Source organism: Enterocloster clostridioformis, assembly GCF_020297485.1.
Taxonomy (GTDB): Bacteria; Bacillota; Clostridia; order Lachnospirales; family Lachnospiraceae; genus Enterocloster; species Enterocloster clostridioformis.
Genome location: NZ_JAIWZC010000001.1, coordinates 1031576 through 1044273, shown reverse-complemented (window position 1 = coordinate 1044273; position 12698 = coordinate 1031576). Strand labels below are relative to the sequence as shown.

Sequence of the window (12698 nt, the reverse complement as noted above, 5' to 3'; positions counted from 1 at the left end):
TTTGTTCATTTTTCAGCAGGCTGCTCTAACTCATGTCAGTCATTGCGGTGGCTTCTGGGTGGATTTCTCCACCCTTAAAACCATCGTTTTGATAGAGAGTGCTCCTGCATAGGCTTTTCAGTCAAATGGAAGCACGCCTTGATCTTTGACAACTTCATACTGCTTTGCATGCGGCGATTTGAACCTGCGCAGTTTACTGCTGACGTTATCCATATGCTCCTGAAGATCTTCAAGCTGTCCGCTGATGTCATCCATGGCGATCCTGATATCCCCATGGAGCAGTTCTATGGAATTGAGGGCTTCCTCCAGTTCGTCCCGGATGTCCATGTATTCCTCCAGCAGATCCAATACGCCGGACTGGCGCATGCGGTCAGCAAAGGTCTCTGCCGGGCGATGTTCTTTGTTCTGAACCATCAGGCCTCACCTCCCAGCATCTCATGTTCGAGGACAAACCTTACCTGATGTTCGTCCGTGAGACGCTTTCCCTGCTGGCTGGCGTACATCAGGCAGCCGTTACAGATCCGGTTGATGCGCCTTGGGATCCCCGTGGACTCGCGGAAGATCTCGTCCATGGCCTTATCGGTAAAGATATCCTGCCTGCCTCCGGCATACGCAAGGTGGGAACGGATATATCTTTCCGTCTGCGCACGGTCAAGATGGGGCAGGATGCAGCTTAAATCAATCCGCTGCCCGACGGCCGCATACCGCTGGAGCCGGAGTTTATCCCACAGCTCCGTCTGCCCGACGAGCACGAGTGCCATAGGGCTCATAGAATCGAATTTATAATTCAGCAGGAAGCGGAATTCCTCAATGGTCTCTTTTTCCAGAAGGTGTGCTTCATCCAGGATGCAGACGACTTTCCTGCCCTGCACGCCGCGGATGATCTCCACCTCCTTCTGAAGCTGCCTCTTGGCATCGCCGCGGTAGAACTTTGATTCCACGCCCAGCTGGTCGAGCATGCCTTTGTAGAACCATCTTGGGGTCAGTTTGGAGTCCGACAGGTAGAGGAAGATATATTCCTCTTTGGGGAGCGTCTCCACAAAACGGCGCACCAGCGTTGACTTGCCGCACCCGGCATCCGCCGTCACCACGGCGAACAGCTGGCGGTCTGCCACATAAGACAGGCGCCCAAGGGTGTCCGCCATCGCCGGTGACTCATACAGCATCCCCGACGGGATATCGCGCACGAAAGGGAGACGCTGCATTTCGTAAAAAGCTTTATACATTGCTGCCACCATCCTTCCTGTACTGTCCGAAAGAGATGGCATCTGCCATGTGCTTTTTGGATGCTGCGCTCTTCTTTTCCAGCGCCTCCAGCATACGGGAATTATCCGGCTCCGTTTCCTGCATGGAAATCGGCAGGGGGTCTTTTTTATCACAAAACGGCCTCATTTCGAGCGGCTTTGCGGTAAACGGTTCAATCCCTTTATGGCGGATCGTGATGGTTTCCGGCGAAGCAGGGTCATAGGAAATCTCCACCCGGAAACCGATAAGGGACGGTTTTGTCTCATATTTGCGGCCCTGAAAGCTGATACAGCCGCCCTTGTCAACAAGGCGTTCTTCATGATGGAGGAACGCTTCCGCCACTACGGATGTATCCAGGAACTTTAAAGGCCGGCAGTCCCGGTTCCACTCCTGGAGAGGGGTGATCCCTTCTGGTGGGACGGGCATGCCAAGGCTCTCATAATACTCCCGGATGCCCTCGTGCGGCTGCTTATGGTAGTATTCCTCCAGGTAGTTTTTCCAGTGCCGGTTAAGCTCTTCCAGTGTTTTGACCTTATGGATCCGGGCCTCCCTGAGAAAAGCATCGACCACCTGATGGAATTTTTCTATTTTCCCCTTTGATTTTCCGCTGCGGACTTTTGCGTGCCGAACCGTAATCCCAAGTCTGGCAAGGGAGAATTTCAGCTGTTTTGCCACATACTGCGAACCGTTGTCAAAGTATACGGCATCACAAGCCCCGGCCTTCAAGAGGACGTTCCGGAAGGTATCCTCCACGATGCTTTCCTCCTGGTTGTCATAAAACCGGGAATGGACCAGGTATCTGGAGTGGTCATCGATGGCGGAGGACAGATATGTCTGCACCATCGCCCCGTTTTTCCCTATGGGGAGCTTACACCCATACTTGATATCAGCCTGCAGCATCATCATCCTGTTGGGCTTGCAGAAACGTTTGGACGAGCTTTCGCGTGCGCTTGCGTATGTCTGCATCTGTCTCGTGCCGAAACCGGCTTTATAAAGGTGACGCTGCAGGGTAGGGCGCTTGAGTACGCCCGGCTCCGCCCAGCCCTCCTGCTCCAGGATGAAGATGAGCTGCTCCACGCTCCGCCTGGGTACTTCCTTCCTCAGTTGGATTGCCTGCTCCACAATCTTCCGGTAATTATCCGGCAGCCTCCCGGAGACAACCGCCTGAGCCGGCACGACGGGTTTGAGACCCTCGAAGCCTTTTTCTTCATAGGCGGCAAGGTACCGGAAGATGGTACGCTCGGATAAGCCTGACTTTGAGGCTGCTTCTTCCCGCAGCTGGCTGCGTTTGGCGGGATCCAGGCTCTCATCAAGCAGTGGCGCGATCAAGGTGTAGCGTGAGAGCGCCTCGTTATCCCTCCAGTTTAAATCTTTTTTGATTGTCTGCATGGTATGCACCTCCTTTTTGGACAGCATACCGCAAAAAGCGCTGACAGCCAAAACAAAGTGGGTGCATATAAGATGTCCTCAGACGGATACCAGGAAACCGCCTGAGTTATAGACCATGCGCAGGACAGCGGGAAGCCACCTGTCACAGGATTTCCTAATTGTTTCCAAAATGGCCGCGCCGGCCAGTCCGGGATTCCTTAAGAGGCTCATAGCCTGCCGACAGTAACCTTCTGTCCGGGAGAAGTTTGCCATAAGCCAGTGGTGCCACCGCCGTATGGTTTCATCACAAGGATAATCCTCGTTCATGGTATCCTCCGGCATGATATCACCATCCAGCACGGCAGCGATAAGGTCGGAGCCATAATGCTTATAAGGGACGAGCTTATCAGGGAGAAGACTGTGAAGCCTCCGGCAGCCCTCATTGTCACACCGTCTCCGCTCAATCATCAGCCACACCACCTGTCCGCCATCCAGCTTCATGATTCGTGGTTTCCAGTCACGGTGGCTGACAGGGGACCGGCATATGGGGCATATACAATTTTCGTTACAATGGATAGTAATTACGCCATCCCCCTTGTCAGATTCCGTGTACTCTGATACAATAATCATGGTTTTATCATGAGTCTCAGAGGACACAACTTAGCGGGAGGGTCTTCTGGGACTTTCTCTTTCTGTAGAATGTTCATTGACATTATACAGAGCAAGTCTCTGACATTCAAGCAGAGCAGTATGGATGACAAATTAGCTTAGCAACAACAGTTGGATGAAGAAAACTATGACAGCTACGGCGGCTGGAACTGCCGCAGGAATAGCCGGACTGCTGGCAGAGAATATTTTTTTCATATTGCCCTGGATGCGGCAGCGTATAAATCAGCCCTGTTAAAACCAGCGCCCGGCACAGAGAAGGCAGAAAAAAGGACTGGAGAGGGAAAGAAATGCCGAAAGAAACAGTAAAAATACTGAAAGCACGGTATGAGGAACGGGAAATCGTGTCCTTTGACCATTTAAGACTTCATGGTTATCTGTGTGTGCAGAGTGAACCAAATAGAAAATGGGCTGTATTGGTCCATGAATATGATGATTCCGGTTTGTGGTTTGGAAGAGAAGCGCTGGCTTTTTATCAGGCGGGATTTAACCTTCTTCTGCCGGATGCGAGAGGTCATGAAAAAGCCAGGGCGCATAAGTACAGTGGAGACAGAAACACAGTAAAGGCGGCAACACACGGTGAAACAACGCAAATCCGTTGATTTTTAACAAAAATATTAAGAGTATTTAAAAAAATGAGGTTACTAGTACAGCATTGCCAAAATAATAATGAATAGACGTTGCTTTTTTATTGTAGTCGGTGCATAATAATTCTATCACTAAAGAATGGATGTGTTATTATGCGAAGGAAAACAATTGATACTATCCCGGTTTTATCTGATGCCATGAAAAACATATTATCTGCTTTTTCAAAAAGCCGCTCCCTTCCGTCAGGACTGGTCAAAAGAGCCAGCATTGTCCTGCTTGCGTCACAGGGGGAACTCAACCAGAATATTGCACCACAGGTCGGGCTTCATTATAATAATGCTGCCACCTGGCGCAGTCGGTTCCTCGCGGCGCTCCCAGCCTTGCGGAGGATTGAAATGGACGACCCGAAAAAGCTTGAAGATGAGATACGGGCAGTCCTGTCCGATAAAAAACGCCCCGGTGCCCCGTCTGTTTTTACGCCGGACCAGATCATGCGGATCATCGACCTTGCCTGCAGCAACCCAAATGATTTTGGGTACGAAGTAAGCCAGTGGAGTCTCCCGCTGTTAGTGGCAGAAATTAAAAAGCAGGGGATCGCTGAACAGATTTCTGAGAAATCTGTCAGCCGTTTTTTAAAAATGAGGTAGATTTACATCCCCACAAAATCCGTTACTGGCTTCATTCTTCGGAAAAGACGGAAGCCCCGGAATCTTTTGCGCGGAAAGTAAACGAAATCTGCGGCCTGTACCAGAGTGCCCAGGAACAAAGCCGGGAAGGTGCACACATTGTTTCCACGGATGAAATGACCGGGGTACAAGCGCTGGAACATAAATATCCTGACAAGCTCCCATTACCCGGCCAGTGCGCCAAAATGGAGTTTGAGTATATCCGCCATGGCACGACCAGCCTCATCGGGTTCTTTGATGTTGCAACGGGCCGTATGGAAATGCCGTATTTAAACTCCACACGCACAGAAGAGGATTTTGTGGAAGCCGTGAAAGCATTGGCAGGGACAGACCCGCAAGCCCCATGGACATTTATATGCGATGGCCTAAACACCCATAAATCGGAAGCCCTTGTCCGCTTTGTGGCAGAAGCCTGTGCCCTTGGCGTGGAACTGGGCAAAAAAGGGAAAACAGGGATCCTTAAAAGTATGGAAAGCCGAGCGGATTTCCTGCATGACCCTTCCCACCGGATCCGCTTTGTCTATACTCCGAAACACAGTTCCTGGATGAACCAGATTGAGATATGGTTTGGCATCATTAACCGGAAGCTGCTGAAGCGGAAAAGCTACCTATCAATAGAAGAACTGGAAGCAAGCATCCTGCGCTTTATTGAACAATACAATCTTACAGCACACCCATTTAAGTGGACATATGCCGGGATACCATTAGTAATTTAATCACTGATATTTAAGCAATGCTGTACTAGAAGGGCAGGTTTTGGAACTAAAATAGTTGAAAATAGTAGGTTTTTATGCGGGTTCACGGGCTTTTGAAGCCTTCCGCAACCTTGTATTTTTCACAGAGTCGGGAAAAGGTATGACGGCATTCATGAGGTGTATGTTTTGGCTCATTTAGTATGTTGAGCTGTAGGTTTTATGCGGCTTGCAGAGTTTCGCAATTACCTAAAGAAAACAGAAAGACTGTAAGGAGCTGCCGAAGCAGCTCCTTACATATTATCTCCAGGGCCAAAAGATGTTGCGGTCACGTCTGTCCCTGTAGTCATCACGCCTATCGTGGTCACGGCGGCATGGAGGACAGGGGGGACAAGGTGGGCAACTAGGTCTACGGCGTTGGCATTGAATAAATTGTTCAAAATTATCACGCATTGGGTTACCTCCTTTAACATCTATCAATAGGATTGTTAATCAAAGAGGACACTCTGAATTCGTGGGTATGTCCATCCTGAAAAGTCGTGCGGGCCTTCGCAAAGTGAATATGCCTTCCATCGCCCACAGGTATAGCAGGAGAAGATGTCCCGCTAAATTCGTGAAAATGCCCGTCGTAAGAATCAGTAAGAAATGTTACCCTGTGAACATGGCTTCCCATATAGGGTATTGCCTCACCGGATACAGTTGCAAAACGGTGATTATGAGGGTCATCACAGCGTTCGGCTATGAGGGTGCTTCCCAAGATTTCGTGCACATGCTGCATGCTGCAAGCATTCGTTTCATTCATTTTTGTTTGCTCCTTTCTTTTAGTGTAATATATCATATGCAAAAAGAGATGAACGTGTGACAAGCCAAAAGAACGGGTGGAAATGACAAAATTGAGTCCATACAGAGCATGGCGGACCAATTGAGGGGAAAGAAGAACGGGAGGAGACAAAAAATATTCCGGGTTTCATAAAGAATCGGGCATGGACAGGGAAGCAGTTCTTTCCCTACGTCAAGGACATCGTGTTTGATGGGGACAATGCGCAGGCAAAGACCGTACAGGCCGTAGGACCCCACGGCTTATTCGAGACCTGGCGGAAGGAGTGTATGGAATATAGGAAGAACCTCTTCGTGCGGCTGCTGATGGACGCAAGTCTGGCTTCCGTTCTGAGGAACGGATATCCGCCTATGTACGGCAACACTGAACAGTACCACACGAAGGAATCCATTAAGAGGCGGATTGAGGCTATGGAGGATGAGAGGGAAATGGAAAGTTGGACAGATATTAATCGACTAAATGATGCTTTAAAGAGCCACCTCCTGGCGGCTCTCTGGCAGAAGGCATTGAAGCTCTGCGACATCGATTACACCCCTGTCTCGGCAGCATACACCCAGGGCTTCCAGTTGGCGGCGGACGGGCAACGCTGGTGGTGCCAGTTTGCGGATGGCAGCTATGCGGCCAATGGCTGGTACTGGCTCCGAGAGGCCACAGACGGCACATGCGGCTGGTACCTATTCGATGCTGAGGGCTACATGCTGACCGGCTACCAGACGGATGTAGCCGGGGACGCATTTTTGTTGTGTCCGGGAATTTTCAGTCATAAATATTAAGAGTATTTTAAAGGATTTTGCTTGTACATATGATATACTGGTACATAAGTGAAATTATCTAAGGAGGAAACACTACATGGATTACAGAATGTTGGGAGATATACTGCCGGCCGTTGAAGTTAGGCTGCAGGCGGGAGAAGCTATGTATACGCAGTCCGGAGGAATGGCCTGGATGAGCGACGGTTTTACATTGGACTCCAATGTGAAAGGAGGGCTTATGAAGGGACTGGGAAGGATGTTTTCCGGCGAATCCCTGTTCATGGCTACCTATACGGCGTCCAGACCGGACAGCGTTATTGCGTTTGCATCCACTGTGCCGGGGAAGATATTGGCAATAGATACGGCAAAGACCAGCCTGATTTGCCAGAAGGGAGCATTCCTGTGCGCACAGACAACGGTCGAAATCAACACCGTACTGACTAAGAAGTTTACGGCCGGCTTCTTTGGCGGAGAAGGCTTCATCCTTCAGCAGATACAGGGAAGCGGCATGGCATTCCTGGAGGTGGACGGAGATGTGGTGGAGAGGGTTCTGGCACCAGGAGAAGTGATTAAGGTGGATACGGGAAATGTATTCGCCTTTGAACCCAGCGTATCCTACGAAATCGAGACAATGAAAGGCGTGAAGAATATCCTGTTCGGGGGTGAAGGGCTGTTCCTCACAAAACTGACAGGTCCCGGCAAGGTATACATGCAGACCATGAACATTGCTGAATTTACCGGACGGATTGCCCAGGGACTTCCCACTTCCAAATAATGAGGGAAATGTTGCAAAAATCCTAAAAAAACCCTTGTATATCTGGAATTTTCATATTATACTTGTTTGGTATGAAAAATGCTGTAAATGTGCAGCGTATGGAAGCGGGAGTAATGAATGAGAGTAATCGCAGGCAGCGCCAAAAGGCTGCTTTTAAAGACACTGGATGGGCTGGATACCAGGCCCACCACTGATAGAATTAAGGAGACGCTGTTTAATATGCTTCAGCCGGATTTGCCGGACTGCATGTTTCTGGATCTTTTTTCCGGCAGCGGAGCCATCGGGATTGAAGCGCTGAGCCGGGGAGCCGGTTTGGCCGTGATGATTGAGAACAATCCAAGGGCATTGGAGTGTATCCGCGAGAACCTGGCGAGGACAAAGCTGGAGGGCAGGGCCATGGTGATGGGCTGCGATGTGATAACCGGACTGAAACGCCTGGAGGGCAGGAATTACAGGTTCGATATTGTTTTCATGGATCCGCCCTATCATCACGAGTATGAACGGCTGGTTCTGGATTACCTGAGCCACTCCCCCATGGTTACGGAGGATACCCTGATTGTAATTGAGGCATCCAGGGAAACTGATTTTGGATGGCTGGAAGAATCCGGCTGGCATTTGATAAAAAGCAAAGAGTACAAGACCAATAAGCACGTGTTCGTTGGCAGAGGAGAGTAGATGAGGACAGCAGTATATCCGGGAAGCTTTGACCCAGTTACATTAGGCCATTATGACATCATAGAGCGCACAGCAAAGATGGTGGATAAATTAATCATCGGGGTTCTTAACAATAAGGCAAAATGCCCGTTGTTTTCTGCCCAGGAACGTGTTAATATGTTAAAGGAAGTGACTGCGTCCCTGCCAAATGTGGAGATTCAGTCTTTTGAAGGTCTGCTCATTGACTTTGTGCGCGGGAGCCATGCGGATATCGTAGTCAGGGGACTGCGGGCCATTACGGATTTTGAATACGAGCTTCAGATGGCGCAGACCAACAGGGTCATTGCGCCGGAGATTGATACTATATTTTTGACTACTAATTTAAAATATTCATATTTGAGTTCCAGCATCGTGAAAGAGATTGCGGAGTACGAGGGGGATATCAGTGAGTTCCTCCATCCGGTCATTGCAGCCAGGGTAAGAGAGAAGCTGGAGGAGAGGAGACGGTTGACATGATGAGTAGGATAGAGCAGTTAATCAGTGAAATCGAGGAATATATAGACAGTTGTAAATTCCAGGCATTATCCAACAGCAAGATTATTGTTAATAAGGAAGAGCTGGAGGAGTTGCTGGTAGAGCTGCGACTCAGGATACCGGATGAAATCAAGAAATATCAGAAAATCATCAGTCAGCAGGAGACCATTTTAAATGAAGCCCAGGCCCAGGCAGACGCCATGCTGGATGATGCCAAGAAGCAGGCTGATTCCATGGTAGCCCAGGCCAGCGAACAGACTTCGGAGATGATTAATGAGCATGAAATTATGCAGCGCGCATATGCCCATGCCAATGAAGTGGTGGAGCAGGCCAGCATACAGGCCCAGGCCATCGTGGACTCCGCCGTGAACGATGCCAATGGAATCCGCCAGAGTTCCATCCAGTATACGGACGACATGCTGCGCAGCCTCCAGACCATCATCAACCATACCATGGAAGGTGCAAAGGGACGTTTCGACGCCTTCATGACTTCCATGCAGTCCAGCTATGACATTGTTTCCTCCAACCGGAACGAACTGTCAGGCGGCATTGTGAGGCCGGAGGAGGGCGAGGGCCAGGCTTCTCAGGAGATGGATGACGGCCAGCAGAAGGCGTAGGTTACCGGTACAGGGATACATAAAATATGAGACAGGACAGCGCGCTGTGGAGAATTTTCCACAGCATATAATGCCGGATGGACAATCCGGCATTTTTTAATACGCTTTTTGTCTGAAATATGCCGGAGAATCCGCCGAAGGCAGCGGAACCAATGATAAGGAGGGCTCCCATCTTTCCGGGCACAGAGGATGCGATAATCTGGATGCCGGTGGTGATTTCCACACTTCCCAGCAGGGCCGGGCGGAGCAGGGGAGGCATCTGAAAGGGAAACACGGTCAGATACAGGGCCAGGATGGAGAACAGCATAATATAGCCTCCTATTTTCACCATGGTCTCAAAGCAGCTCATCATGTGGGTGTCAAAGGAAAAGCAGGCTGTCGTCTCCGGTTCTGAGCAGGCCGTTGTCCCCGGTTCGGACTGTGCTGTTACCGGGTATGTTTCCTCAAGGGGCTGTCTTTTGTAATGATAGCAGTATCTCGCTAACATGGAGATGGGAAGTATGGGCAGATACAGGGCCGCCAGGACAGCCATCAGCGGGCAGGGAGGCATCATGGAGGGAATCAGGGCAATCTGGGCCATTACATATCCCAGCACAAACATGGGACTGGGATGATTGCTGATGGCCAGCAGGTATTTGCCCTCCCGGGCAGAGAGCCTTCCCTGGTCCAAAAAGTCGCTGGTGGTCTTGGCGCCCATGGGATAACCGCATAAAAGCCCGCTCATGAGGCAGAAGCTGCCCTGATCTGACAGGGACAGGATACCTGAGAGGATGGGTTTAAAAGGGCCTGTGAGGATGCGGATGGCATCCATGGCCACGATGACGCCGGAGCATATCATGAAGGGAAGGAGGGTTGGAAGAACTACATTTCCCCAAAGTACAAGACCCTGCCTGGCACCTTCCAGTGCAAGTCCGGGGTTGAACAGCAGCATGAGCAGACAGAGGACAGACAGAATGCCTCCTATGGATTTTTTCATACGCACCTGAATACAATGGTTTATACAAATATATTGTAAAGGGTGGCGGGCTATGCCTTTGATTCTTATTTTGCTGTTGGCGGTATTCCAGTGTTCCATTACCAATTATCTGATTACGAATCCGGATTATTACCAGCTGGGGCCGTATTCCTGGGAGAGTAATGATTTCAGGGCCATGCGTCTGGGGGATGCCGTGGCAGGGCTTGACAGCCTGGATACGGATATGGTCACTACCCTGATGGTGGAACACGATTATGACCTTACAGGTCTCAAGGACACCAGATATAACAACAGGCTGCTGGCTGCTGCCAGGCCAGCGGATTACAGAAAGCTGAAACACGCATATGAGACCGTCCTGGGGGATTTAAAGTATTTTCCAATACCCAAAAGCCGGAATAAGGACACGCCGGAGGTGGTTTTTGAGGACGGCTGGATGGATGGGCGGGGGTATGTAAGCGGCGGCGGTGATGGCGGCGGACGGGGAGATGGTCAGGCAGAAAGCGGCCAGGAGGGCGGAGGTCAAACGGACAACGGCCAGGAAGACAGCGGCCGGCAAAACAGTCCAAAACGCCGCCATGAAGGCTGCGATATCATGGGAGCAAAAATGCCGCCCGGATATTATCCTGTTGTCAGCATGACGGACGGAGTCATCGAAAAAATCGGATGGCTGGAGATGGGGGGATGGCGCATAGGCGTGCGGGCTCCCGGGGGAGCCTATCTGTACTATGCGCATCTCTATAGCTATGCCGGGGATTTGAAGGAGGGGGACAGGGTTAAGGCCGGGGAACTCATCGGATATATGGGGGATACAGGATACGGAAAGACAGAGGGGACCAGAGGGAATTTTGATGTACATCTCCATGTGGGAATCTATATTAAGACGGACCACAATGAGGAGATGAGCGTGAATCCTTACTGGATTCTCAAGTGGCTGGAAAAGAGACGGTTGGTGTTTACATATTAGGGGGCCGCTTCCTCACACGCCCCAAAGCACCAAAAAGAATCTCACAGGCCCTGTCCATACACAGGACTACCGTATTGTCGTACAGGAAGGCGAGGGCCAGGCTGATGATCAGGGTAAGCAGAAAGGATGCCGGTATGCCGCCTGCAATCCCAAAGGACAATCCATTAATGCCAAACACGTCATCCACGATCCGGTGCAGCACCAGCCAGTGAACCAGGAGAATGGAGAAGCTGTACCTGCCTATGGCGGAAAGCAGGGTGGGAATCCTTGCAAACAGAGAGTCCCCATGCTTTCGGAAGAAGAGAAACACGGCGCAGGTAAAGAGCATCTGGGGAGGCGCGTTGTTGTAAACCAATGGGCCCAGGCTCTCCGAGGCCATGATGGCAGCCGCTATTGCCAGCCCTGACAGCAGGCCTGCTGTCATGAACAGCCGGTAATGTTTCATGGCAGACTGGGTGGTGCAGTAATATCCCAGCAGGAAAATGGAATCCCATGATGCCAGGAAGGCTGAGGCCGCAAACTCTACACGAACCAGGGGGCCATAGGTGTAGATGAAATGCAGGATAATAATAACTGCGGTCAGCGCCTCCAGAATGGGTTCTGTCATGTGTTTTAACATGATTCGGAAAAAGGGGGCTGCAACGTAAAACATCAGAATTATATACACCAGCCAGAAATGGGGGGTCTGGCCGCTGTCATTGGACAGGAAGCTTTGAATCAGGCTTCCCCAGTTTCCGGGACTAAGGGCGGAAATGCCTTCCACATAAAAGAAGTAAAACAGGTAATAGGCAAAACAGGGTATCAGCACTCTGACAAAGCGCCTGGAATAAAATTCAAGGACGGATTCCTCCTTTCCTCCCAGCAGAAGCGCCCCGCTGAGCATCATGAACAGCAGGTTGCAGCTTAAGCCAAGACCAGCCGAGGCCGCCATCACATTTCTGGTAAAGGTATGGGGAGGGAGCAGGGCGTAAGCCGGTTCCAATACATGAACGAGGATGACCAGAAGGGCAGCCAGTACCCTCAGATAGTCCATATATACAATGCGTCCGGGCTTATTCTGGTATCCTAAGAACAGCTCCCTTGCATAACCGGAGGAAGCCCCGGCCCGCCTGCTGTGAATCAGGCAGGAGTATACGGCGAGTACAGCGGCGGCGGCATAATGCTTTGGGCGCAGCGCCCGGATGGGAAGGCCGTAACGAAGCTCCATGAGCATATATATAAGTGTGGTCAAAACAAAAAACACCAATCCGTAGCGAAGTTTCTTTCCATTCATATAGAGTGCCTCCCTGCCAATCATGTAAAAATGCCTTGCAAATGTCCATCCAAGTCTGATTTTTCCAGTA

General features: G+C 50.5%; 16 protein-coding genes and 1 pseudogene. 10 read left to right on the top strand and 7 right to left on the bottom strand.

The window, feature by feature from the left end; all coding sequences use genetic code 11:
- Window positions 1-117: 117 nt before the first annotated feature.
- The 4 genes from LA360_RS05225 to LA360_RS05210 form a co-directional block, all read right to left on the bottom strand.
- On the bottom strand, window positions 118-414 hold the full coding sequence (locus LA360_RS05225; protein WP_057573142.1) for a hypothetical protein: 297 nt from the start codon (window positions 412-414) through the stop codon (window positions 118-120).
- Window positions 414-1226: an ExeA family protein gene (locus LA360_RS05220; protein ID WP_112482822.1), complete on the bottom strand. Its 813-nt coding sequence runs from the start codon at window positions 1224-1226 to the stop codon at window positions 414-416. The genes LA360_RS05225 and LA360_RS05220 overlap by 1 nt, the downstream gene beginning before the upstream one ends.
- Window positions 1219-2634, bottom strand: coding sequence for a DDE-type integrase/transposase/recombinase (locus LA360_RS05215; RefSeq protein WP_112482749.1), 1416 nt, complete (start codon window positions 2632-2634; stop codon window positions 1219-1221). Before LA360_RS05215 ends, LA360_RS05220 begins: the two co-directional genes overlap by 8 nt.
- Before the next feature lie 78 nt (window positions 2635-2712).
- Window positions 2713-3243, bottom strand: a complete 531-nt coding sequence (locus LA360_RS05210) for a DUF6431 domain-containing protein (protein ID WP_146774921.1) — start codon at window positions 3241-3243, stop codon at window positions 2713-2715.
- 150 nt (window positions 3244-3393) lie between these two features.
- Here LA360_RS05210 and LA360_RS05205 point away from each other — a divergent pair, with 150 nt between their 5' ends.
- The 4 genes from LA360_RS05205 (at window position 3394) to LA360_RS05190 (ending at window position 5269) form a co-directional block, all read left to right on the top strand.
- The gene (locus LA360_RS05205; protein ID WP_022201111.1) at window positions 3394-3588 is read left to right on the top strand and encodes a hypothetical protein; all 195 of its coding nucleotides are present in this window, start codon (window positions 3394-3396) and stop codon (window positions 3586-3588) included.
- The gene (locus LA360_RS05200; RefSeq protein ID WP_022201112.1) at window positions 3570-3881 is read left to right on the top strand and encodes an alpha/beta fold hydrolase; all 312 of its coding nucleotides are present in this window, start codon (window positions 3570-3572) and stop codon (window positions 3879-3881) included. Before LA360_RS05205 ends, LA360_RS05200 begins: the two co-directional genes overlap by 19 nt.
- Before the next feature lie 138 nt (window positions 3882-4019).
- Complete coding sequence (locus tag LA360_RS05195) at window positions 4020-4514, top strand: helix-turn-helix domain-containing protein (RefSeq protein WP_112482747.1); 495 nt, start codon at window positions 4020-4022, stop codon at window positions 4512-4514.
- On the top strand, window positions 4484-5269 hold the full coding sequence (locus tag LA360_RS05190) for a transposase (protein WP_112482745.1): 786 nt from the start codon (window positions 4484-4486) through the stop codon (window positions 5267-5269). Before LA360_RS05195 ends, LA360_RS05190 begins: the two co-directional genes overlap by 31 nt.
- Window positions 5270-5711: 442 nt before the next feature.
- Here the strand turns inward: LA360_RS05190 and LA360_RS05185 are convergent, their stop codons facing one another.
- Window positions 5712-6047, bottom strand: coding sequence for a YmaF family protein (locus LA360_RS05185; RefSeq protein WP_002583565.1), 336 nt, complete (start codon window positions 6045-6047; stop codon window positions 5712-5714).
- Window positions 6048-6568: 521 nt separating this feature from the next.
- Here LA360_RS05185 and LA360_RS31055 point away from each other — a divergent pair.
- From LA360_RS31055 to LA360_RS05160, 5 genes and pseudogenes are all read left to right on the top strand, one after another.
- Window positions 6569-6832: pseudogene (locus LA360_RS31055) on the top strand (hypothetical protein); the annotation flags it as partial.
- A gap of 100 nt (window positions 6833-6932) precedes the next feature.
- Complete coding sequence (locus LA360_RS05175) at window positions 6933-7610, top strand: TIGR00266 family protein (RefSeq protein WP_002583563.1); 678 nt, start codon at window positions 6933-6935, stop codon at window positions 7608-7610.
- A gap of 117 nt (window positions 7611-7727) precedes the next feature.
- Window positions 7728-8285 carry a 16S rRNA (guanine(966)-N(2))-methyltransferase RsmD gene (gene rsmD / locus LA360_RS05170; RefSeq protein ID WP_057571806.1) on the top strand — a complete coding sequence of 186 codons (558 nt, stop codon included), beginning with the start codon at window positions 7728-7730 and terminating at the stop codon, window positions 8283-8285.
- On the top strand, window positions 8286-8780 hold the full coding sequence (gene coaD / locus LA360_RS05165) for a pantetheine-phosphate adenylyltransferase (protein WP_002583561.1): 495 nt from the start codon (window positions 8286-8288) through the stop codon (window positions 8778-8780).
- Window positions 8777-9415: a hypothetical protein gene (locus LA360_RS05160; protein WP_022201115.1), complete on the top strand. Its 639-nt coding sequence runs from the start codon at window positions 8777-8779 to the stop codon at window positions 9413-9415. Before coaD ends, LA360_RS05160 begins: the two co-directional genes overlap by 4 nt.
- 1 nt (window position 9416) lies before the next feature.
- On the opposite strand, the gene LA360_RS05155 is transcribed toward LA360_RS05160, so the two are convergent.
- On the bottom strand, window positions 9417-10391 hold the full coding sequence (locus LA360_RS05155) for a hypothetical protein (RefSeq protein ID WP_022201116.1): 975 nt from the start codon (window positions 10389-10391) through the stop codon (window positions 9417-9419).
- 52 nt (window positions 10392-10443) lie between these two features.
- Between LA360_RS05155 and LA360_RS05150 the strand changes: the two genes are divergently transcribed.
- Window positions 10444-11355, top strand: a complete 912-nt coding sequence (locus tag LA360_RS05150) for a M23 family metallopeptidase (protein ID WP_022201117.1) — start codon at window positions 10444-10446, stop codon at window positions 11353-11355.
- Here LA360_RS05150 and LA360_RS05145 read toward each other — a convergent pair.
- Window positions 11345-12628 carry an acyltransferase gene (locus LA360_RS05145; RefSeq protein WP_022201118.1) on the bottom strand — a complete coding sequence of 428 codons (1284 nt, stop codon included), beginning with the start codon at window positions 12626-12628 and terminating at the stop codon, window positions 11345-11347. The two genes, LA360_RS05150 and LA360_RS05145, sit on opposite strands and share 11 nt — an antisense overlap.
- Between the last annotated feature and the right edge of the window lie 70 nt (window positions 12629-12698).

What these genes read in the sequence shown, in the direction of transcription:
- LA360_RS05200 (WP_022201112.1), top strand. Translation starts at nt 3,570, where the DNA reads ATGCCGAAAGAAACAGTAAAAATACTGAAAGCACGGTATGAGGAACGG.
- LA360_RS05175 (WP_002583563.1), top strand. Translation starts at nt 6,933, where the DNA reads ATGGATTACAGAATGTTGGGAGATATACTGCCGGCCGTTGAAGTTAGG.
- LA360_RS05155 (WP_022201116.1), bottom strand. Translation starts at nt 10,391, where the DNA reads ATGAAAAAATCCATAGGAGGCATTCTGTCTGTCCTCTGTCTGCTCATG.
- LA360_RS05145 (WP_022201118.1), bottom strand. Translation starts at nt 12,628, where the DNA reads ATGAATGGAAAGAAACTTCGCTACGGATTGGTGTTTTTTGTTTTGACC.
- LA360_RS05225 (WP_057573142.1), bottom strand. Translation starts at nt 414, where the DNA reads ATGGTTCAGAACAAAGAACATCGCCCGGCAGAGACCTTTGCTGACCGC.
- LA360_RS05215 (WP_112482749.1), bottom strand. Translation starts at nt 2,634, where the DNA reads ATGCAGACAATCAAAAAAGATTTAAACTGGAGGGATAACGAGGCGCTC.
- LA360_RS05220 (WP_112482822.1), bottom strand. Translation starts at nt 1,226, where the DNA reads ATGTATAAAGCTTTTTACGAAATGCAGCGTCTCCCTTTCGTGCGCGAT.
- LA360_RS05185 (WP_002583565.1), bottom strand. Translation starts at nt 6,047, where the DNA reads ATGAATGAAACGAATGCTTGCAGCATGCAGCATGTGCACGAAATCTTG.
- LA360_RS05150 (WP_022201117.1), top strand. Translation starts at nt 10,444, where the DNA reads ATGCCTTTGATTCTTATTTTGCTGTTGGCGGTATTCCAGTGTTCCATT.
- coaD (WP_002583561.1), top strand. Translation starts at nt 8,286, where the DNA reads ATGAGGACAGCAGTATATCCGGGAAGCTTTGACCCAGTTACATTAGGC.
- LA360_RS05160 (WP_022201115.1), top strand. Translation starts at nt 8,777, where the DNA reads ATGATGAGTAGGATAGAGCAGTTAATCAGTGAAATCGAGGAATATATA.
- LA360_RS05195 (WP_112482747.1), top strand. Translation starts at nt 4,020, where the DNA reads ATGCGAAGGAAAACAATTGATACTATCCCGGTTTTATCTGATGCCATG.
- LA360_RS05210 (WP_146774921.1), bottom strand. Translation starts at nt 3,243, where the DNA reads ATGATTATTGTATCAGAGTACACGGAATCTGACAAGGGGGATGGCGTA.
- rsmD (WP_057571806.1), top strand. Translation starts at nt 7,728, where the DNA reads ATGAGAGTAATCGCAGGCAGCGCCAAAAGGCTGCTTTTAAAGACACTG.